The 22,203-nt window shown below is 37.1% G+C and carries 18 protein-coding genes and 1 pseudogene; 17 read left to right on the top strand and 2 right to left on the bottom strand.

Annotated features, from left to right (window positions below):
• The first annotated feature begins 371 nt into the window (after window positions 1-371).
• Window positions 372-1,298, top strand: coding sequence for a manganese-dependent inorganic pyrophosphatase (locus tag ACIQZA_RS09390; RefSeq protein WP_400941466.1), 927 nt, complete (start codon window positions 372-374; stop codon window positions 1,296-1,298).
• Between the two features lie 38 nt (window positions 1,299-1,336).
• Here the strand turns inward: ACIQZA_RS09390 and ACIQZA_RS09385 are convergent, their stop codons facing one another.
• Window positions 1,337-2,716 carry an FAD-dependent oxidoreductase gene (locus ACIQZA_RS09385; RefSeq protein WP_400941464.1) on the bottom strand — a complete coding sequence of 460 codons (1,380 nt, stop codon included), beginning with the start codon at window positions 2,714-2,716 and terminating at the stop codon, window positions 1,337-1,339.
• Window positions 2,717-2,842: 126 nt separating this feature from the next.
• Here ACIQZA_RS09385 and ACIQZA_RS09380 point away from each other — a divergent pair, with 126 nt between their 5' ends.
• The 3 genes from ACIQZA_RS09380 (at window position 2,843) to ACIQZA_RS09370 (ending at window position 7,072) form a co-directional block, all read left to right on the top strand.
• Window positions 2,843-3,550, top strand: coding sequence for a DsbA family oxidoreductase (locus tag ACIQZA_RS09380; RefSeq protein WP_400941462.1), 708 nt, complete (start codon window positions 2,843-2,845; stop codon window positions 3,548-3,550).
• A 237-nt stretch (window positions 3,551-3,787) separates the two neighbouring features.
• Window positions 3,788-4,411, top strand: coding sequence for an FMN-dependent NADH-azoreductase (locus tag ACIQZA_RS09375; RefSeq protein ID WP_400941460.1), 624 nt, complete (start codon window positions 3,788-3,790; stop codon window positions 4,409-4,411).
• Window positions 4,412-4,717: 306 nt separating this feature from the next.
• Complete coding sequence (locus tag ACIQZA_RS09370) at window positions 4,718-7,072, top strand: bifunctional 2',3'-cyclic-nucleotide 2'-phosphodiesterase/3'-nucleotidase (RefSeq protein ID WP_402881434.1); 2,355 nt, start codon at window positions 4,718-4,720, stop codon at window positions 7,070-7,072.
• 29 nt (window positions 7,073-7,101) lie between these two features.
• On the opposite strand, the gene ACIQZA_RS09365 is transcribed toward ACIQZA_RS09370, so the two are convergent.
• Window positions 7,102-7,470: a DUF2500 domain-containing protein gene (locus tag ACIQZA_RS09365; protein ID WP_400941455.1), complete on the bottom strand. Its 369-nt coding sequence runs from the start codon at window positions 7,468-7,470 to the stop codon at window positions 7,102-7,104.
• A 965-nt stretch (window positions 7,471-8,435) separates the two neighbouring features.
• Between ACIQZA_RS09365 and ACIQZA_RS09360 the strand changes: the two genes are divergently transcribed.
• From ACIQZA_RS09360 to ACIQZA_RS09300, 13 genes and pseudogenes are all read left to right on the top strand, one after another.
• Entirely contained in the window at window positions 8,436-8,741 is a 306-nt protein-coding gene (locus tag ACIQZA_RS09360) for a winged helix-turn-helix transcriptional regulator (RefSeq protein WP_142508525.1), read from the top strand.
• 219 nt (window positions 8,742-8,960) lie between these two features.
• Complete coding sequence (gene murB / locus ACIQZA_RS09355) at window positions 8,961-9,875, top strand: UDP-N-acetylmuramate dehydrogenase (RefSeq protein ID WP_400941452.1); 915 nt, start codon at window positions 8,961-8,963, stop codon at window positions 9,873-9,875.
• 56 nt (window positions 9,876-9,931) lie between these two features.
• A complete protein-coding gene (locus tag ACIQZA_RS09350) occupies window positions 9,932-10,687 on the top strand; it encodes an exodeoxyribonuclease III (RefSeq protein WP_400941449.1) in 756 nt (251 codons plus the stop codon).
• 138 nt (window positions 10,688-10,825) lie between these two features.
• Window positions 10,826-13,189 carry a penicillin acylase family protein gene (locus ACIQZA_RS09345; protein WP_402881435.1) on the top strand — a complete coding sequence of 788 codons (2,364 nt, stop codon included), beginning with the start codon at window positions 10,826-10,828 and terminating at the stop codon, window positions 13,187-13,189.
• A 269-nt stretch (window positions 13,190-13,458) separates the two neighbouring features.
• On the top strand, window positions 13,459-13,830 hold the full coding sequence (locus ACIQZA_RS09340; protein ID WP_400941445.1) for an ArsR/SmtB family transcription factor: 372 nt from the start codon (window positions 13,459-13,461) through the stop codon (window positions 13,828-13,830).
• Window positions 13,811-15,937, top strand: coding sequence for a heavy metal translocating P-type ATPase (locus ACIQZA_RS09335; protein WP_400941442.1), 2,127 nt, complete (start codon window positions 13,811-13,813; stop codon window positions 15,935-15,937). Before ACIQZA_RS09340 ends, ACIQZA_RS09335 begins: the two co-directional genes overlap by 20 nt.
• A 169-nt stretch (window positions 15,938-16,106) precedes the next feature.
• The gene (locus ACIQZA_RS09330; protein ID WP_366151264.1) at window positions 16,107-16,406 is read left to right on the top strand and encodes a late competence development ComFB family protein; all 300 of its coding nucleotides are present in this window, start codon (window positions 16,107-16,109) and stop codon (window positions 16,404-16,406) included.
• Between the two features lie 757 nt (window positions 16,407-17,163).
• Window positions 17,164-17,583 (top strand): transcriptional regulator MntR, encoded by a 420-nt coding sequence (mntR, locus tag ACIQZA_RS09325; RefSeq protein ID WP_132361580.1) that lies wholly within the window; start codon window positions 17,164-17,166, stop codon window positions 17,581-17,583.
• Window positions 17,584-17,624: 41 nt separating this feature from the next.
• On the top strand, window positions 17,625-18,482 hold the full coding sequence (locus ACIQZA_RS09320; protein WP_142508518.1) for a CvfB family protein: 858 nt from the start codon (window positions 17,625-17,627) through the stop codon (window positions 18,480-18,482).
• Window positions 18,483-18,880: 398 nt separating this feature from the next.
• Window positions 18,881-19,795, top strand: a complete 915-nt coding sequence (locus ACIQZA_RS09315; protein ID WP_142508517.1) for a DUF1002 domain-containing protein — start codon at window positions 18,881-18,883, stop codon at window positions 19,793-19,795.
• A 132-nt stretch (window positions 19,796-19,927) separates the two neighbouring features.
• Window positions 19,928-20,209, top strand: coding sequence for a GNAT family N-acetyltransferase (locus tag ACIQZA_RS09310; protein ID WP_142508516.1), 282 nt, complete (start codon window positions 19,928-19,930; stop codon window positions 20,207-20,209).
• Window positions 20,210-20,987: 778 nt separating this feature from the next.
• Window positions 20,988-21,293: a hypothetical protein gene (locus ACIQZA_RS09305; protein ID WP_142508515.1), complete on the top strand. Its 306-nt coding sequence runs from the start codon at window positions 20,988-20,990 to the stop codon at window positions 21,291-21,293.
• Between the two features lie 73 nt (window positions 21,294-21,366).
• Window positions 21,367-22,203: pseudogene (locus tag ACIQZA_RS09300) on the top strand (IS3 family transposase); the annotation flags it as partial.

Genomic DNA, 22,203 nt, shown 5'->3' with positions numbered 1-22,203 from the left:
GGGGCGTCCATTCTTCACCTCAATTAACTAATTCACATGACATAGATTTCAACAAGTAGTCTCCTAGAGTTTCCGACTTTTGTAGCTTCCTTTATGGTAGGGAAAGTAAGTAAGAGATCAACTATTTTATAATAGTAAATCTTAACTTCTTTCAGCGGTTGTCCAAACATTCGCTGCCGCTACGCTTTCAAGCGATAAACATTTGTTGACCTAAAGGCGTCACTCCTTTCCGATTCCGAACGCAACTATGCCGAGGCATAATATTGGTAGTAGATCCTTTATAGATAAACTTTCACTTTATATCATGTTTGCTCATAAGGTATGGTAAAATAAAATATAAATGTTATTGCCATTTAGGAGGATTAATTTCAATGAGTAAAGTTTTAGTTTTTGGTCATAAAAATCCAGATACAGACACAATTACATCTGCAATTGTATATGCATATTTAAAACAGCAAATTGGCGTTGATGCTGAAGCGGTACGCCTTGGAGAAGTAAATAACGAAACTCAATTTGCTTTAGATAAATTTGGCTTTGAGGCACCTCGTTTAATTTCATCAGTAGTTGGAGAAGCAGAAAAAGTAATCCTTGTAGACCACAATGAATTCCAGCAATCTGCTGATGGCATTGAAGAGGTACAAATTACGGAGGTTATTGATCATCACCGTATTGCCAACTTCCAAACGGCTGATCCACTATACTACCGTGCAGAACCTGTAGGCTGTACTGCAACGATTTTAAACAAAATCTTCAAAGAGCATGGCGTAGCAATTCCTGCAAACATTGCTGGATTAATGCTTTCTGCTATCGTTTCTGATACATTATTATTCAAATCACCAACTTGCACTGAGCAAGATGTAAAAGCTGCTGAGGAGCTAGCAAAACTTGCAGGTGTTGATGCCGCTGAATACGGTTTAGCAATGCTTAAAGCAGGTGCTGATCTTTCAGATAAATCATTAGAAGATCTTTTATCATTAGATGCAAAAGAATTCCAATTCGGTGAATATAAATCTGTAGTAGCTCAAGTAAACGCTGTCGATATTAACGATGTACTTGGTCGCCAAGAGGACTTAGAAATTTTATTAAATAAAAATGTTGCGGAAAATGGTTTAGATTTATTCTTCTTTGTTGTAACAGATATTTTAAACAATGATTCAACAGCAGTTGCAGTTGGACAAGTAGCAGAGGCTGCAGCAAAAGGATTTGGTGCGGAGCTTGTGAATAATCGCGTTCTTTTACCAGGTGTTGTATCTCGTAAAAAACAAATCGTTCCAGTTTTAACTGAGGCATTGAAATAATGAGGAAGAGGTTGCCCTGAAAAAGGCAGCCTCTTTTTTTAATCTAGTTTTAATGGGTGTACAGCAGGACCTTCAAGAACTTCTCCTTTGGCATTAAAACGCGAGCCGTGACACGGGCAATCCCATGTTTCGTCGGCTTCATTCCATTTTGTTTTACAACCTAAATGCGTGCAAGTTGGTGTATTTGCGTGTTTCACATAACCCGCCACGAACTCCTTGGCTACAAAGCCTCCTACCTTTAGCATTTGCATAAACTGAGCCCCGAATTTTGTACGTGCTGGAGAATAAAGAGGCACTGCACCATCCTCATTCCTTGCTCCTGTTATTAGGGATGATAAGATATCCCCCGCTACAAAAGAATTGGAAATTCCCCATTTTCGATAGCCAGTTGCAATGAAAACATTAGGCAAGGATGGTGTAATTCTGCCAACATAAGGGACCATATCAGGTGTTTCAATGTCCTGCGCGGACCAGCGATAGATTGCCTCCTGATCGAAATGTGCCTTCATTTCATTTTGAATGGCCTCATAATAGGGCTCCGTATTAGTCGTTTCACCTGCAATATGATTAGCTCCGCCTAACACTAGATAGTGCTCGTCGTTAATAGTAGCTGTCCGAATAGAGCGAGTAGGATTATCTACGCATAAATATTGACCTTGTAGTGTATCGGTAATTTTACTAGCAACCATATAGGAGCGACTATTAGAAAGTTTAAAAAGCTGAAGTCCTCTAAAGGCTTCGATTGGATAGTGTGTGCACAAAATAAGCTTGTTGTATTGAACCGACATATTGTTTGCGGTATGTAAGCTATTCTGAGGTATATTTAATTGCTGAACACGGGTATTTGTGTAGATTTTTGCGCCCATTGATAATGCTTCTTTCACAAGGAAATTACAAGCTTCTACAGGGTGTATTTGAGCCTGTTGGGACATACTAAGTGCTTTTGTAACTGGGAAGGGAAGCTCTGTATCAGAAGTGATTTTCGCCTTAATATTTAATACTTTATAGGCATTCCATTCTTTTAATAATTGGGCATAGCCTTCTTTTGTTTGACAATAAAGCAAGGAATCTACTTGTTGAATACTTTCTTTAGGGAGTAACTGTAATGCTTTCTCTACAGCTATTTGGTTGAGCTGATAATAGAGTCGTGCCTCATCTACAGAAAGTTTTTCAATAAGGTTGGCATAAACTAAGCTATGCTGTGCAGTTAATTTTCCTGTTGAATTACCAGTTGTACCATGACCGATATGGGAATTTGCTTCAAGCAAGACCACATCTACTCCTGATTTTGCTAAGACATATGCTGTATATAGTCCAGTCAATCCTCCACCAATTATACATACATCACAAGTTGTTGATGCAGGGAGCGATGGTAGCGAAATGGGATTAATTGTTCCGAGCCAAAGAGATTGTGTCATACATAACCCTCACATTGTTTTTACGTACAGTATGTAGATTGATTTGAAAATTTATGCAATCAAGCTTAAAAATTGCCTTGCTGTATTTACTATCGCTACAATGTAGCAAAAGGAGCGTGACTACTTATGAAAATTGAAATCTGGTCAGATTATGTATGTCCATTTTGTTATATTGGTAAAAAGCAACTAGAGCAGGCGATTCAGGATACGGGTTTTGCAGGGCAGGTAGAGCTCGTTTATAAAAGCTATCAACTTGACTCAACAACACCCGTGGATACGAATGTGTCTACGTATGAAGCATTGGCGAAAAAGTATGGAATGTCGCTAGAAAAAGCGAAGGAAATGACGCAAGGTGTTGCTGCTCGCGCTAAAGAAGTTGGTCTAGATTTTAACTTTGATAATTCAATGGAGGAAAATACATTAAAAGCGCATCGTCTAGTAAAATGGGCACAACAACAAGGCGATATTACAGCACTTGTCGAAGCACTATTATACAGTTATTTTATTGAAGAAAAGCGTATTGGTCAGGATGATGTATTAATCGATATTGCTGAGCAAGTAGGTCTGAACCGTGAAGAAGTTGCAAAGGTTCTATCTAACGATGATTTTGAAATAGACGTAGAGACTGATATACAAGAAGGGCTACAGCTTGGCGTAAGGGGGGTACCGTTCTTTGTGTTAAATCGTAAGTATGGTATTTCTGGGGCACAACCTCAAGAAGTATTTGAAGAAACTTTACGTAAAGTTGCTGAGGAAGAGGGCTTACTACCAGGATTAAAGATGGCAGGCTCAGAAGATGGGGGAGTATGTACCGATGATAGTTGTAAGTTTTAATTCTGATGGAGAAAGGTAACAACAAATGTTTTTTTCTGTGCGAAAGCGAAGCGATAGCACAAAGCGCCCAGTTGGAATGGAAATCAACTTTACGTTATGGTGTAAATATTGAATCAACTATATTTCGGTCAAAAGTCTGAGTTTACTAACGTTGACTTTTTTCGTAAATTTTTTTAATATACTTATATATCTTGAATTCGAGATATTAAACTTTGGTTTTAAGGGAGAATTTATATAATGAATGTATTAGTAGTAAAAGCTAACAACCGACCAGATGGTATTTCAACAAAAATGTTTGACACATTTATGGAAAATGTAGAAGGTGTAAATGTAACGACTTTTGACGTATTTGCAGAAGATATGCCTTATTTCGGTCAAGATCTTTTCAATGCTTTTGGTAAAGTTCAAAGCGGTGAAGCGTTAACTGACATTGAATCACGTCTTTTAGCAGCAAAACAAAAAGCTATGGATGCTTTAACTGCAGCTGATGTTGTTGTATTTGCTTTCCCACTTTGGAACTTAACAATCCCAGCGAAATTACAAACTTTCATTGACTATGTATTCCAAGCTGGTTATACATTTAAATATAATGAAAACGGTCAATTAGAAGGCTTAATGACTGACAAAAAAGTAGTTATTTTAAATGCTCGTGGTGGTTACTATTCTGCACCTGAAGCACAACCAATGGAAATGTCAGTTAACTACATTAAAAATGTTGTTGGCATGTTCGGTATGGAAATTATCGAAGAGGTTATCATTGAAGGTCATAACGCGTCACAAGATAAAGCACAAGAAATTATTGCAAATGGCCTAGAAGCGGTTAAAAAAGTAGCTCAATCTTTACAAACTGTAAATGCATAATAAAGTAATTTTTAATAAAAGTTCTCTCTAAATTGAGAGGACTTTTTTTATTGCTTTCTTAGAGGTATGGTAATGATGAAGAGGTCTAAAATATTGATAGTATGCGCTTATTGTAGATTTACATTTAATAACATCACATTGTGTGAAATAAAAATGAAATGATATTAATCTATCGTTTTTGAGTAAAGTGTTTTGTTATTTGGTTAAAAATACATACAATTAGGACTATTCGTTCAGTTAATAAAGTAATTAGTATAATATAATAGGAATCGTAGGAAAATATTAGAGTTTTAAGGAGGGTTTTTCATGAATAAGAAATTAATTACTAAATTCTTGGCTATGTTACTTGTTCTATTCACGGTCTTACCATTTGGACTATCCGCAAATGCTGCATCAAACGATGTAACACGCGGGGATTATGTGAAAGAATTAGTAGAAAGCTTAAATGTAGAGCTAGGTGATGGTTCCAAAATTGCCTTTACTGACGTCTCTAAGGATTTAGCCCCGTATGTAGAAAAAGCAGTAGAATTGAAGCTTATTAAAGGTAAAACTGCGACATTGTTTGGTCCAAATGATAAATTGACACGTCAACAAGCATTTGTTATTTCTGCTCGTGGATTAGTCAATGAAAACGCTCCGCTTCCTGTATTAGATCAGTTTAAAGATGCAGATCAAGTTGCAACAACACATAAGCAAGATATAGCAAATGCCGTTGCTGCAAACATATTACAAGGCTTTGAAGATAACACAATTCGTCCTGATGATTATGTAACAACTGAGCAAATGCAAAGTATTATTGAACGCTTTGTAGCCGAATACAAATTACCTACAACTAAAGTAGATCTTCAAATTTTAGGAACAACAGATATTCATACAAACCTTGCAAATTATAATTATTTCTTAGATACTGAATCAGCTGATATAGGTTTAGCAAACACAGCAACATTAATTGAACAAGCCCGTGCTGAGAATCCAAACACATTATTATTTGATAATGGCGATTTAATTCAAGGAACGCCACTAGGATCTTATAAAGCGTTGGAGAGCGTTTTAAAGCCAGGTGAAGTTCATCCAGCGATTGCAGCACTAAATGCACTGAAATATGATGGTGGAACTTTAGGGAACCATGAGTTCAACTATGGTTTAGAGTTTTTAGATGAAGTATTAAATGATGCAAAATATCCAGTCGTAAATGCAAACACCTACGACGCTAAAACAAAAGAGCGTATGTATACACCTTATGTAATTCTTGATAAAGAGGTTGTCGACAATAAAGGTAAAAAGCACACACTTAAAGTTGGCGTTACAGGTATCGTACCTACTAAAATTGTTGAATGGGATGCTATTCATTTAGCAGGCAAAGTTGAAATGCAAGAACCAGTTGAAGCGGTGAAAGAGGTTGTACCAGCAATGCAAAAAGCAGGTGCAGACGTAATTGTGGTACTTTCACACTCAGGTATTGGTGAGGATACTTACGTAAAAGGTAACGAGAACGTAGGATACCAAATTTCTGAGATTGAAGGGGTAGACGCTTTAATTACAGGTCACTCTCATTTAACATTCCCAGGTGACTATAAAAATCTTAAAAATGTTGATCAAGAAAAAGGGACAATTAACGGAGTACCTACTGTAATGGCAGGAAGCTATGGTAGCTATCTTGGAGTCATTGATTTAAAACTAGAACAACAAGGCTCTAAATGGGGTGTAGTGAATGGGCAAGGCTCTATCCGTTCTATTAAACAAGAAGGCTTACAACCATCTAAAACAGTTTTAAATGTAATTAAAGAAGCGCATGAAGGTACGTTGAAGTATATACGTCAGCCTGTTGGTGAGACAACTGCACCAATCCAAAGCTACTTCTCGATGGTTCAAGATGATCCTTCTATTCAAATTGTGACACAAGCTCAAAAATGGTTTATTGAAAAAGAGTTAAAAGGTACTGTTGATGAAAACACACCAATACTTTCTGCTGGTGCCCCTTTCAAGGCAGGCTCTCGTAATAACCCTACAGATTACACAAACATTCCTGTAGGTCCGCTTGCGATTAAAAATATGGCAGACATCTATTATTACGATAATACTGTTGCAACGATTAAAGTAACAGGTGCACAAGCAATTGAATGGTTAGAAATGGCTGCTGGTATTTTTGCAACAATTGATCCAAATAAAACGGAAGAGCAAAATATTATTGACCCAGAAGCACGTTCTTACAATTTTGACGTATTAGATGGTTTAACCTATCAAATCGATATAACATCTCCGGCGAAATATGATAGTCGAGGTATTCTGGTAGATAAAAAAGCAAATCGTATTAAAAATGTACAATACAACGGTAAACCAATCGATTTAAATCAAGAATTTATCATCATTACGAACAATTACCGCGTGGGTGGTTCTTATGGTACCACATTTAAAAATACAGATGGCTCTAACATAACAAACTATGCTTATGAAAACCGTCAAGCTGTCATTGATTACGTTATGGAAAATAAAACAATTAATCCTGCTGCGGATAACAACTGGTCATTTGTACCATTCCCAGCCAATACAAAAATAATTTACAACTCTGCTAAGGATGCACAAAAAGCCATTCCTGCAGGTAGTAATATCGAATATTTAGGAGATACAGAAGGCGGCTTTGGTAAATATTTAATTAAGTAATAATGAAATGTTAAAAGGAGAGTGCGTTGTTAAACGCTACTCTCCTTTTTTTGTCGCTCAAATGCATGATAACGTGTTCCTTGAAATGATAATAAGCCAAAATCATCTTCTGCAAGCTGTCCATAATCACGACCATTCATTTTTAATTCTAGACGATCGCCACTTTGTACTTCGAACGTTACATAGTACGATGTATAGGCACTAGAGTTACCAGAACCTCCACTAGTATTCGAACGTTTTGTTACGACTTTAGCGGGTACTGTTAATAATGGTTCATTGTTGTTTTTCGTCCATTGTAAGATATTTTTAATAATAGTAAATGCTATAATACCGAAAACGATAAAAAACATTATTGAAATAATACTAGGTACAAAAGTGAATTCATCAAACCCAACCATAAAATGGCCTCCAATCTATGAAATATTGTGCCTGAAGTCGTTATAAAGGCGGATGTCACGGAATTCAGAAAGGAATCAAGCATAAAGCCGATTCCGGACGAATTGTTTATCTGTAGCGAAAGCAAAGCGACAGCTACAATTATGCCGAGGCATAATTGATTAGTTAAATCTCCATATATAGCAAACTTCTTATCTTCTAGTTTTTCAATATATGTAGACGTAAATAAAGTTTTTGGATAAATGTCAGCGTCAAAAAAATCAGGGAGATACAAGATGCACATCACGATTAAAGTTTTTTGGCGAAACATTAGCAACAGCGGTGTAAATGAAATATTTGCACCTTTGTTTAATGTCTGAAGAAGCTATTTCTGCATCAAGATATCCTCATATGTCGTACAGAAAAGCCAATAGTTGAATGACTAAGATCATCGTTAGAAAAGACGGTTAAACCAATATCTTACAAGAATAATAAAATAAACAATTCGGATATTCAATGAGTTTTTAGAAAAAATGAGAGAATATTACATTGATAAAAGTTCATTTTGTGAATGTTTAAAATGAAACCTTAAACCGTATGACAGTTTTGTTAATATAACATCTGAACCGTACGTTACCTTTTCTTTACAAAGGGTTACAACAATGGAAGGAGTCATAATAATAAAATCATGCGCATCTATATAGAAGTAAGTTGCCATTTTCAATGCAAATATTAAACGACCCTTACTCTCCTCTAATCGAACGGTCATGGCTAATTTCTATGGCATCATTAGTTATAAGGACAAAGTTAGATAAGGTAGTAGTTACCTACTTTAACGTTGAATCTAGATCAAATCCAAAAATGCCTATAGGTTACATTTAGTAATTTAATTAAAAAAAGTAAACAAATTATTGTTAGTAAATAAGTTACTTTAAATTTACTTTTTTTAAAATAATCGTTACAATAGAGTACATAAGAGGTGAAAAAAATGAATGAGTCAAATTTATGTCCGCGTTTAGCTAAAGCAATGGATTTAATTGGGAAGCGCTGGACAGGGCTAATTTTATATCAATTATTAGACGGACCACAGCGCTTCAATGAGATAGAGTCTTCATTACCTGTAAGCGGTCGTTTATTATCCGAACGTTTAAAAGAGCTAGAAAAAGAAGGGCTTGTAGAACGAAAAGTATATTCAGAGGTACCGGTACGTGTTGAGTATTCTTTGACGGATAAAGGTTGGGCATTAGAAGGAGCAATTCGTAATATCGAATCATGGGCATCTAGTTGGCTTTAAATTGTGAAGTCAATCTCGAAATTTCTGATGGATAGATAAACATTGGACATATGTAATACTAATGACTATGAATTTTCTTTATCCTATTCATCATCTCTGCTGGGACTCTCGCTACCCGTTAAGGCGAGAAAAAAATAACCTTCATTTTACTTGTCAAATTGGGGTTCTAAATCCATACTAGTGTAGAGTAAGAAGGACGTTAGAAAGGAATTAGCTCTCATGACAAAAGAACAATGGGCAGCGGATTTAGCACAGAGCGTTAATCCGGCCAATATTAAGTTAGATGAATCATTACAACAATATACTATGACAAAATTAGGCGGTAAAGCGGATGTTTTCGTTCTCGTTGAAACAGAGGAAGAGGCAGCGACAGTTATTCGCTATGCCCATAAGAATAATATACCTTTATTAATGTTAGGTAATGGATCTAATATGGTCGTTCGTGATGGCGGTCAACGAGGGATCGTTGTAACATTTTCATTTTTAGATGAGATTCGCATTAATGGCGACCATGTTTACGCGCAAAGCGGTGCGCTTATTAAGGATGTATCGAAACTGGCTGCGGCAGCATCTTTAACAGGTTTTGAATTTGCATGTGGTATTCCTGGTTCAGTTGGTGGAGCTATGGCAATGAATGCAGGTGCATATGGCGGTGAAATTAAGGATATTATTATTTCTTCGAAAGTATTAACAAAAGAAGGCGAAATTTTAATATTATCGAAAGATGAACTTGAACTTAGTTATCGTCGTAGTATCATTGCCAAGAAGGGGTATTATGTAATATCATCCGAATTTCAATTAGCAAAAGGTGTACAGGAAGAAATTGATGCAAAAATTGCTGATTTAACGTTTCAGCGAGAATCTAAGCAACCGTTAGAATACCCATCTGCAGGAAGTGTTTTTAAGCGCCCACCAGGTCACTTTGCTGGCAAGCTTATTCAAGATAGTGGCTTACAAGGAAAAGGCGTAGGTGATGCAGAAGTATCAACGAAGCATGCAGGCTTTATTGTTAATAAAGGTAATGCGACGGCTACTGACTATATTGCAACAATCCAAATGGTACAACGAGTAGTGAAAGAAAAGTTTGGCATCGACTTAGAAACAGAAGTAAAAATCGTTGGTGACGACTTATAGGATACTACGCCCTTCGCTAATGGTGGAGGGCGTTTTTATGAGGAGTGAAACAGAAAATGAAGTTTATATCATGGAATGTTAATGGAATTAGAGCCTGCTTAGGTAAAGGGTTTTTAGATTTCTTCAATCATGTAGATGCAGATTTTTTCTGTATTCAAGAAACAAAGTGTCAGGCTGAACAAGTGGAGATTCCTCTTGAGGGATATGAGCAATATTGGAATTATGCAGAGAAGAAAGGTTATTCAGGTACAGCCATCTTTACAAAACATACCCCACTTGCAGTACGTTATGGTGTTGGTGACGATGAATCGCAGGGAGAGGGGAGAATTATTACACTAGAGTATGAAGATTTTTACTTAGTGAATGTTTATACCCCGAATTCACAGCGTGATTTAGCTAGACTACCTCTTCGTTTAGAATGGGAGGATCGATTAGCGTTATATTTAAAAGAGTTAGATTCTAAGAAGCCTATAGTCTACTGCGGTGATTTAAACGTTGCACATATGGACATTGATTTAAAAAATGCGAAGTCTAATGTTGGTAATTCAGGTTTTACATATGAAGAACGTGAAAAAATGACGGAGCTATTGGCAAGTGGTTTTGTAGATTCATTCCGCTACATGTATCCAGATACAACGGATCACTATACATGGTGGTCTTATATGAATAAAGTACGCGAGCGTAATATCGGATGGCGTATTGACTACTTTATTGTTTCTGAGAGACTAAAGAACAACATAAATGAGGCTAGCATTCATTCACATATTATGGGTAGTGATCATTGTCCGATTGAATTACAGCTAAATAACTAGTTTTTAAGAATCGTATTTTCTAAAAGGAGATACGATTTTTTTATACTGCAACGCAATTAATGACACCCGCTGAAAGAAGTTATTTTAAAAGGATTTGAAAGCGGCCAAAAGAATATATTGCAAAAAGGGGGTCGGGATATGAGAAAGTTTACGTGGAAAAAGTGGCTACTGGCTATAGCGGGATTTTTAGCTGTAGTAGCTATTGTCGCATTTATTGGATTTACATGGTTTATGAATAAATCAAAACCAGTAATTGCTGGAGAGCTTTCGTTGAACGTGCTAGATGAAGATGTAACTGTCACAAGGGATGACAAGGGTATCCCTCATATTTTTGCAAAGACAGATGCAGATTTGTATCGTGCACAAGGCTATGTTCAAGCGCAAGATCGACTGTTTCAAATGGATTTAGCGCGAAGACAAGCAAGTGGTCGTTTGTCGGAAATAATCGGTGAGGCAACTATTGATACTGACAAACATTTCCGAACGTTTAGCTTGCGTGAGGCAGCTGAAAAATCATTATCTATCTATGATACAGAAAGTAGACAGGTACTTGAGTGGTTTGCAGATGGCGTCAATGCTTTTATTACACAGGCTAAGAAAAATAATACATTAAGCTATGAATTTGCATTACTAGGCTACGAACCGGAGGAATGGTCCGTTGTGGACTCTCTTACTATTGGTAAATATATGGCCTATGACTTAGGCGGTAATTGGAATACGCTTGCGTTCCGTCATTGGGCTTTACAAAACTTTGGTGAAGAAAAAGCTAAAGAATTATTTATAAAGTATCCTGAAAACGCTTCATCTATTATCAAGGCAAATAAAGAAAATCCCGTAGCCGTGGCAGGGCATTTTAAGACAGAGCTGTTGCCAAATGAATTTAACGGCAGTAATAACTGGGTTGTATCGGGGAAGAAAACAAAAAACGGTACGCCAATTTTAGCAGATGATCCACATTTAGGGTTAAGTACACCATCTATTTGGTATCAAATGCATCTGCAATCTCCTGAGCAAAATGTGAGTGGCGTAATCTTTGCGGGTGTCCCGGGCATTATTTTAGGTCACAACGATAACATTGCATGGGGTGTAACAAATGTTGGACCTGATGTACAGGATTTATATATTGAAATACCAAATCCGAATAATCTGACACAGTTCCGCTATGATGGCAAGTGGGAGCAAGCAGAGGTGCGTAATGAACCGATAAAGGTAAAGGACGGAGAAACGGTAGATTTTAATGTCGTTGTCACACGTCACGGCCCAATCATGACAGGTTTAGCTTTTAAAGATACTGAGCCTACAGCACAGTTTTCGATGCAGTGGACGGCACTGCAACCAACGCCAGAACTTCGTGCAGTGTTAGGCTTTAATAAGTCAAAATCCTGGAGTGAATTTGAAAAAGCATTAGAGGATTTTAAGGCACCAGCTCAAAATTTCGTTTTTGCATCAAAGGATGGCACAATTGCGTATAAAGCGAATGGTCAAATTCCGATTCGAAAACAAGGGGACGGGCAATTGCCGGTACCGGGTGATTCTAGTGACTATGGGTGGGAGGGCTTTATCCCGTGGGATGAGCTTCCGACTGTAGTAAACCCAGATGAAGGCTTTATTGCAACAGCGAATAATGAAGTTATTGGGGAAGAATATCCTTATCATATAACAGATTTCTGGGCACAGCCTTATCGTTATGAACGGATTAAGGAAGTTTTAGCGGCGAATGACTCTTTAACAGTGGAAGACATAATGAAATTACAAATGGATCAGCATAACCTATATGCTCGTGAGTTTTTACCATATTTATTAACATCAATAAAAACACAAGATCAGGATGAAAAATATAAAGATGTTATTAAATTATTAGAGAATTGGGACATGGTAGATGCAAAGGATTCAGGGGCGCCATTAGTGTTCCATACATTAATGGAAAAGTTACAGGAAGTGTTATTTAAGGATCAGATGCCAGAAGATATGTATGACTTAATGTATGGGAAATTTAATATTACAGACCAGCTTTTACGGACAGCTTATGCCGGTAAGAATAGCATATGGTTTGATGAGCAGGGTGGAGTGGATGCAACAGTTTACAAGGCGTTAGAGCTCACTGTCGCACAAATAGAAAATCACTTCGGCAAAAACGTATCGAAATGGAAATGGGGTAACTTCCATCAGCTTACCTTTGACCATACATTAGGTAAAGCTTCACCGATTTTTGCAGCATATTTTAATGCTAAAAAGGTTCCTATTGGTGGTTCAAAGGTTACTGTTCAGGCTGCTGATAATGACTTAGCTGGAAATGTTAATCATGGAGCATCATGGCGCTTTGTTGTTGATGTTGGAGATTTAAGTTCAGCCTATCATATTGTTGGTCCCGGACAGAGTGGACATGTAAAATCAGCTTGGTATCAAGATCAAGTAATGGATTGGGCTAATGGAGATTATCATCAAACGTTTGTGAGAAAAGAAGATATTAAAGGTAAAACGTTGCGATTAAAAGCCAAATAGGATGAAAGGCTATAAGAATCTAATGCGTTTTTATATTATGACAATAAAAATTCCTTTCTATTTTCGAGTAGAAAGGAATTTTTTTTGTTTTAAATGGGTTTGAAACTATTTATTTTTCACATTGAAGTGATAGATTTTTTGCTTGTATATAAAGATATTTTTTAAAGCTGTGATATAAATCATTTACATTCAAATATTCGTTTGAATATGATGGAATATTATGTTATATTGAAAACAATCAAACAAACATTTGAATGAGGTGATGAAAAATGGCAAAAGAAGTATGTGAAATAACACATGTTGATGAAGAAGCTGTCATTAAGGTACAACAGCAAATGCCAGATCTATCAAGAGTAGCAAAATTTTTAAAGGCATTATCCGATGAAACAAGACTTAAAATTGCGTATGCCTTAACGGTCAAAGATGAATTATGTGTTTGCGATGTTGCTTCCATTATCGGCTCTTCAGTAGCAACAGCATCGCATCATTTACGATATTTGAAAGATAATAATTTAGCGAAATCATATCGTAAAGGAAAGCAAGTGTACTACTCTTTAGCTGATGAGCATGTGTATCAAATTGTAACGATTGCCTACGAACATGTGAAAGAGGGGATTGTAAATGACAGCGACACCAACTAAACAAGAATACAGGCTACAAAACTTATCCTGTGCAAGCTGTGCAGCAAAATTCGAAAAAAACGTGAAGGCTATTCCCGAAGTCCAGGATGCACAAGTGAATTTTGGTGCTTCTAAAATAATGGTTATTGGTAATATTGACGTTGACCAGCTTGAAGAAGCAGGTGCCTTCGACGGCATAAAAGTATCCCAATCAACAGTAAGAACAATTGAAAAATCAACACCTTTTTATCGAAAAACGGAAAATATATTAGCTGGAATCTCCTTGCTATTCATAGTGCTTGGGTATGTGTTTGGAGCAATGCGAAGTGAAACTGAGCCACTCACTATTGGGATGTTTATTATCGCGATTCTAGTTGGGGGAATTGGCATTTTTAAAACAGGTTTCCGCAATCTAGCGCGCTTTGAATTTGATATGAAGACGCTGATGACCATTGCGGTAATCGGTGCAGCCATTATAGGAGAATGGGAAGAAGCGGCTGTAGTTGTCTTTTTATTCGCTGTAAGTGAAGCACTTGAAGCGTATTCAATGGATAAGGCGCGTCAATCAATTCGTCAGCTAATGGATATAGCTCCACCAACAGCAACGATAAAGCGAGCACATGGCGAACATTTCCATGAGATGGAGTTACCAACGGAGGAGATTGAGATTGGTGACATTTTAATCGTTAAACCTGGTCAGAAGATTGCTATGGACGGAATTGTAGTTAGTGGATTGTCAGCAGTGAATCAGGCAGCGATTACAGGTGAATCTATTCCGGTCAGTAAAACAGTCGATGACGAAGTATTTGCAGGAACATTAAATGAAGAAGGTGCCCTAGAGGTTCGTGTGACAAAGCGAGTAGAGGACACAACAATTTCAAAAATCATTCATCTTGTTGAAGAAGCTCAGGCAGAAAAAGCACCTTCGCAGCAATTCGTTGATCGCTTTGCGAAATACTACACGCCTGCAATTATGATTGTGGCTTTACTTGTAGCGGTTATCCCTCCTTTATTTATAGGTGATTGGCAACATTGGATTTACCAAGGATTAGCTGTCCTTGTTGTAGGCTGTCCATGTGCATTAGTCGTTTCTACACCAGTTGCTATTGTTACGGCAATCGGGAATGCAGCTAGACAAGGTGTTCTTATTAAAGGCGGAATTCATTTAGAGCAACTTGGTCATATAGAAGCAATAGCATTTGACAAGACAGGAACACTTACAAAAGGTCAACCTGCTGTAACGGATATTTTTACATCGCAAAATATGTCTAAGGATTATGTTTTACAGCTAGTAGCGGCCGTTGAAAAGCAATCACAGCATCCATTAGCTAAAGCAATTTTACAGGCATTGCATGAGGAAAATTTAACAGAGTTTATACCAACAGACTTTCAATCCGTAACAGGAAAGGGTGCCTACGCAACAGTAGACGGTCAAATAATCTATGTAGGAAGCTTAAAATGGATTGCTACATTAACGACTGTTGATGAAATGATAAAAGAACAGGTTGAAAAACTTCAACAACAGGGGAAAACAGTTGTAGCAGCTGTTAGTAATAATCAGTTTATAGGGATGATTGGTATTGCTGATCAATTACGTCAAGAAAGTAAAGAAGTGTTGAATAAATTAAATGGTTTAAAAGTGAAACATAAAGTTATGCTAACAGGTGATGCAAAGCCAACAGCACAGGCAATTGCAACTTCCTTAAATATGACAGATGTGAGAGCAAGTTTATTACCAGCAGAAAAATTAATGGCCATTAAAGATTTACGTGCACAGTATGGTGCAGTAGCGATGGTAGGAGATGGTGTTAATGATGCACCTGCACTTGCCTCAGCCGATGTCGGTATTGCAATGGGAGGTGCTGGCACTGATGCAGCACTAGAAACGGCGGATATCGCATTAATGGGCGATGATTTAACGAAGCTTCCTTATACGATTGGCTTAAGTAGGAAAACATTACGCATCATAAAAGAGAACATTATATTTGCCTTAGCCCTAAAATTAGTTGCTTTGTTACTCGTTATCCCGGGATGGCTAACATTATGGATTGCTATCTTTGCAGATATGGGTGCTACGTTACTAGTTGTGTTTAACTCATTGCGATTAATCAAAACTAAGAAATGGTGAATAAGATATAACCTGAAGGAAGGGTGCAGGAAATGAAATCATTCAAAGGAGCTAGTAATATGTTTTGAACTAGATGCTACTAGCGTTTCTTGAAAAAAAGCTTCGTTAACGTTATTATGGTTTCAGGAATAATGTAACAATTAAATATAAATGAGGCGAAGGTTTGAATATGTCAGATCCTATTTTAGTAAATGTTACAGAGGAAATTGTACGTGGTTTAGTAAGTTTTCTACTACGAGGACCGGAATATCAAACATTTTGTAAATGTGAAATCTGTGAACTTGACACAGTGGCACTTACACTAAATGCATTGCCTAGCAAGTATGTTACATCTATGGAAACCCGAGATGAAGCATTTAGAATGATGAATACTCCTGAAAATATTGAACGAATCAATAAAGAGATTATTCATGCATTACATGTGGTAAATAAGCATCCTCGACATAAGGAAGAGCCAACTTCTAAATGAAGTTGGTTCTTCATGTTTTTGAAAAACTATTGGGTCAATGAGATGTCAATAGAGTATGTTTTTCGGCAAAGCGAGGGTTGATTTCCGTTCCGACTGGGCGCTTTGTCGCTGACGCTTCGCTTTCGCACAGTTCAAACATTTGCCGCTGACGCTTCGCTTTCGCTTTCGCGCAGAGCAGAGCTTCCTGGGGGCGTCCGATGAGCCGCTTCACTCGCGATGCTCGCTCCAGGGTCTCATCTGTGACGCTAATCCCCAAGGAGTCGCCCAGTCTCCACTCCAATCAACCCATTCAATTACGTGTATCCCCTGGCATGACACTCTAATTTATAATGATAAAATGAAAATTCAGCAACAAATGTTTTATGTGTGAAAGCGAAGTGGTAGCAACATCAGATACAAATAAGTTTATTCAGTTCGAAAATGATGAGTAGCCAAAGTGTTCACTTTTGAAATGCAAGAAATTTATAATAGCGCTAAGCTATTGTTGATTGGAGTGGAAGGCTACTCGACTCCCGTGGGAAAGCGAGTAGCCTGGAACGGAAATCACCCCCTTGCTTTGCATAAAGCTACTTTATTTTAAAACGATACCTTAATTTCATCTGCACAAATTTTCCAAATAAACGGGAGCCAACATATGAAGTTGGTTCTTTTTAGGTTGCGCATGTATTGTTTTTCTGGCATATGTATTTTCAGTTAACTTTTAAGGCAAGCTTGTAGTAAACTAGAGAGTAAGAAAAGGAAAGAGAGGGAAAAGGATATGCCAACACCTAGTATGGAGGACCATATCGAACAAATATACTTATTAATTACAAATAAAGGGTATGCTCGTGTGTCTGACATTGCTGAAGCATTATCTGTTCTTCCTTCTTCTGTTACAAAAATGGTTCAAAAATTAGATAAAGATGGTTATTTAGTTTATGAAAAATACCGTGGCCTTACATTGACGCCTAAAGGAGAAAAGCTTGGAAAACGTCTTGTACTGCGCCATGAGCTTCTAGAGCAATTTTTGCGAATCATTGGTGTAGATGAAGAGCGAATTTACGATGATGTTGAAGGAATTGAACATCATTTAAGTTGGAACTCAATCGATCGAATTGCGGATCTTGTGCAAGTAATGGAAGAAAATCCGGACATCGTTAAAAAACTAGAGGCATCTAGAACACATCATAATTTCTAAAGTTTTTGTGAAAATGATGGTAAGAGGGAAAGGAAGACAATATGAACGAATTAAAATCAGGTGAAGTTGTTACGTTAACTGTTTTAGAACAACAAGCATCGAAATGGATCTTAACAAATGGAGTTGACGAACTACCCTTAAATGCTTCAGAGGTAACAGAGCCACTTGCAATAGGTGACCGCCTTGAAGTATTTTTATTTGCGGATCGTCGTGGCGATTTAGCGGCTACAACAGCTATTCCGGCTTTCGTACAAGGGGAATATGGCTGGGCTCGTGTGCTAAAAGTAGTCGAGCACGAAGGGGCTTTTGTAGATATCGGTACTTCACGCGAGGTGCTAGTAAAAGCTGAAGATTTACCTGCAGTAAAAGAGCTTTGGCCAGCACCAGGCGACCATTTATTTATGACATTACGCACAGATCGCAATGGTGATTTATTTGGACGTTTAGCAACTGAAGAAAAAATTTCGGAATTATATGAAGGTGCATTTGAAGAATTGCACAATAAAAACATTAAGGCGCGTCCATATCGTTTATTACCAGTGGGCTCATTTTTATTAGGTGTGGAGACCCCGTACCGTATTTTTGTTCATGAGTCAGAGCGTAATGCAGAACCTCGTCTTGGACAAGACGTAGAAGTTCGTATTATTGATGTGAAAGATGATGGTTCAATGAATGGTTCACTTTTACCACGTAAACATGAGCGTCTGTCAGATGATGCACAAAGAATTTTAAATTATCTACAAGAGGTAGGGGGCAAAATGCCATTTGGCGATAAATCCTCACCTGATGAAGTGCAAGAAATGTTTAAAATGAGTAAAGGTGCATTTAAACGAGCGTTAGGTACGCTTATGAAAGCTGGTAAGGTGAAACAGCAGGACGGTTGGACAGAGGAAATTTAATTTCTTTCAGCAATTATTATGTAGCAAAAGCAAAGCGTCAGCTATAGATGTTTTATGTGACGGGCAGTTACAATTGTTTTTTTGTTATAAGATGAAATTAAAGAAAATGACGAGAGCTGCTTTGAAACCTTCTCGTCTTTTTTTCGTACTAATTATTACTTACCTTCTTTTAGTGTGAGGTCAAACATCTGCTGAAAGAAGGTCAAGCCTCGGGCAGATGTCGCGGAATCGGAAAGAAATTCTTTTTGCAAGCATAAAGCTGAATCCGGACGCATTGTTTATCTGTAGCAACAGCGGCAAATGTTTACTGCGCGACAGCGGTAAGTATGCCGAGGCAGAATTGATTGGCAAACATTATACAGGCCAAATGAGTTATCTAACGAAAGGGGTCACACAATTTGAAAAACACGTGGATAAAAATACTAACGGCGACTATGTTAGTATTTGGCGTGATGGCACCAGCAACAAGTTTTGCAGCTGATAATACGCCACCTAAAGCAATTGATGAAAAACTAGGAGCACCAATCGTCGTATACGGTGCAAACTTATCCGAGACTGAAAAAGAGTCTGTTAAAAAGTCATTAAAAGTCAATGAAGAGCCTGAAGTTGAAGAAATAACAGTTTCAGGTCAAGACTTAACTAAATATATTAAAGATAGTAATTCTAGCTCTCGTATGTATTCTTCTGCCAAAATTACGCGCAAAAATGCAGGAGAAGGCTTAGTTATTGAAATTGTTACACCGTCAAATATTACACAGGTTACTTCTGAAATGTATGCCAATGCCATGCTAACTGCAGGTATTGAAGATGCAATAGTACAGGTGGCTGCGCCTAAGGCAGTAACAGGCCATTCAGCGCTAGTGGGAATATATAAAGCTTACGAAGTAACAACAGGTGAAAAGCTAGATACTGATCGTACAGATGTTGCAAATGATGAACTATCAGTAGCAACTACTCTAACGCAATCGGCAGGCGTGGACGATGCTAAGGTTGCGGAATTACTAACGGAAATCAAAAAAGAAATTGCAGAATCGAAGCCAGCAAGTAAAGAAGAAGTTGAAAAGATTGTGCAAGAGCAATTAAACAAGCTTGAAATTAATTTAAGTGACAAGGACCGTCAATTGCTAGTTGATTTGATGAATAAAATTAGTAAACTAGACATTGATTTTGGTAAATGGTCTAAACAATTAGATGATATTAGCAATACGATTAAAGATAAATTTGGATCACTGATGGAAGATAAAGGATTCTGGGAAAGTGTGAAAAATTTCTTTGCTAATTTAAAGGATACAATTGCATCATGGTTTAATTAATTCAGAAAAGAATCTGTAACACTTTCTCTTGATTACTAGAGAAAGGTAACAGATTCTTTTATTTTCATAGGGGGCTTTTTTAGTGTTACGTGTAAAGAGCTATGTTACTATGATAAAAAGGAGTGGTGAGAAATGGAATTTCAATTACAACAGCTGGCAGAAAATAAGCTTGCTTTTGTTTATGAGCAAGAAGGGGAAAGATTAGCGGAAATTACATGGCAACAAAAGGGGCAAGTAATGATAATGGATCACACATATGTATCAGATAAACTCCGTGGCCAAGGTGTGGCAAAAAAATTGTTGGATCATGCTGCAGCTTATGCGCGTGAGAAAGGTTATAAAATGGAAGCTGTTTGCTCGTATGTAGTTGCTGCATTTGAAAAATCTAATGATTATAATGATGTAAAACGATAAAGTGAAACTCTAATCAGTGGAGATTTTTTTATCCCCGCTGCCAATCGAGCGTTAACGGGCAGTTTAATCTCATCTATTTGCAAAATTGTATGGTGAAACTTACTGCCCGTTAATGCGGGATAAAAAATAAGGCAATTTGCTTGTTAAATAAAGCAGTTAGAGCTTGCGGCGGATGTACAGGACCCTTTTTCGATTCCGGACGCATTGTGTTTATCTGTAGCAAAAGCGCAAAGCGCCAGCTATACATGTTTTTTTTGTGCGACAGCGGAGATTATGCCGAGCCATAATTGATTTTTGCAAATCATCTATGCTATTCCTTACAGTAAAATACTATAAATTAGTACTGTTAAGATGCCTGCCCCACCTACTAATGAAGCCATGTCTACCCAATCATATACTGAGTCCAAATCTTTCATGATAATCACTCTCCAATTATTAGTGTTAATACATTATTTCCCTTTAACTGCCCTTTGTAATCATAAATATTTACCATAACGTGGGGTTTAATTTAGTTTCAATTGGGTACTTTAAATAGCATTCCTTATTTTTGGTGATAAACAAGAAATACCTGTAATAGAATTTAGTAGGAGGTTTATTAACGATGTCTGAGAACATACAGACTTACTATGAATTTTGTTTATATGGTGAGACGAAGGATTATAGATGATCTCTCTTTTTATATATGCTGTAACGTATATAAAAATTATGTTTAGTCCTCAAATAATAAGGAAAAGATATAATATAGAGCCAGTTTCTATATTTTTGGGAGGGATTTATAATGGCAAAAGGAAAAAGAACAGGTGTTTTAATTGCAGGGTTAGCTGTAGCAGCATCTTATTTAAGTAAAAAAGAAAATCGTGATAAAGCATTAAGTATGCTCAATAGTACAAAATCTAAATTAGCATCTTATTTGAATACAACGAATATGGAGATGCACAAAGACATATCAGAGCGTATATCGACTGAAGTAGCGACAGAAGCTGGAACGTCCCCAACAAAAATAGCTTCAAACGAAATGGTTGCTGAAGGTGGAGGACATACAGGTATCCATTACTACAATGGAGAAATTCAGAAAGATAAATAATAACAAAACCTTCTCATTTTGAACTGCGCCCCAATTGTTAGACACATCTAACAATTGGAGGTGCAGTTTTTGTATGGTCAAAAAATATACTGCCAAAGATAAATTACAAGCTGTTGAGCGTTACTTAAATGGAAAGGAAAGTTCCTATGATATAGCTAAATCTATGGAGACTGATAATAAAGCAATCCTTAAATGGGTTAAGCAATATGAATACAATGGTGTTGAAGCTTTTATTCAGCCATATACAAATTACACACTAGAGTTTAAAATGGATGTACTAAATTTTATGATTGAAAATGGTACGTCCTTAAACGAAACGGCAGCGATTTTTAAGATACCTGCCCCTTCAACAATTAGTGTTTGGAGAAAGCAATATGAAACACAAGGATTAGATGCCCTTCAATCAAAGAAAAAGGGGCGTCCATCCATGAAAAAAGAATTCAATAAACAATCGAAACAAGCACCAGTTGAAGGCTCTACCGAAGCACTTGAAGCACGTATTAAACAACTAGAAATGGAAAATGAGTATTTAAAAAAGTTGAATGCCTTAGTTCAAAACAAGGAAAAATCACCAAACAGGACAAAGCGCAAGTAGTCTATGAGTTAAGGCATAAATATCCGGTGAAAGCACTCGTAAAATTCGCTGGCATTCCACGAAGTACGTACTATGATTTAGTAAAACGTATGAATCGACCAGATTTAGATGCCGATTTAAAAGAGGAAATTAAGGCGATTTATGAAGAACATGAAGGGCGTTATGGCTATCGTCGTATTCGTGACGAGCTAGCGAATCGTGGGCAAAAAGTGAATCATAAAAAAGTGCAACGTATCATGAAAGAACTGGGTTTAAAGTGTGTTGTACGTATGAAAAAATATAAATCCTATAAAGGAAACGTTGGCAAAATTGCGC

It is taken from the genome of Lysinibacillus sp. NPDC096382, from assembly GCF_044762845.1.
Classification (GTDB): domain Bacteria; phylum Bacillota; class Bacilli; order Bacillales_A; family Planococcaceae; genus Lysinibacillus.
This window is presented reverse-complemented; position numbering and strand designations above follow the sequence as displayed.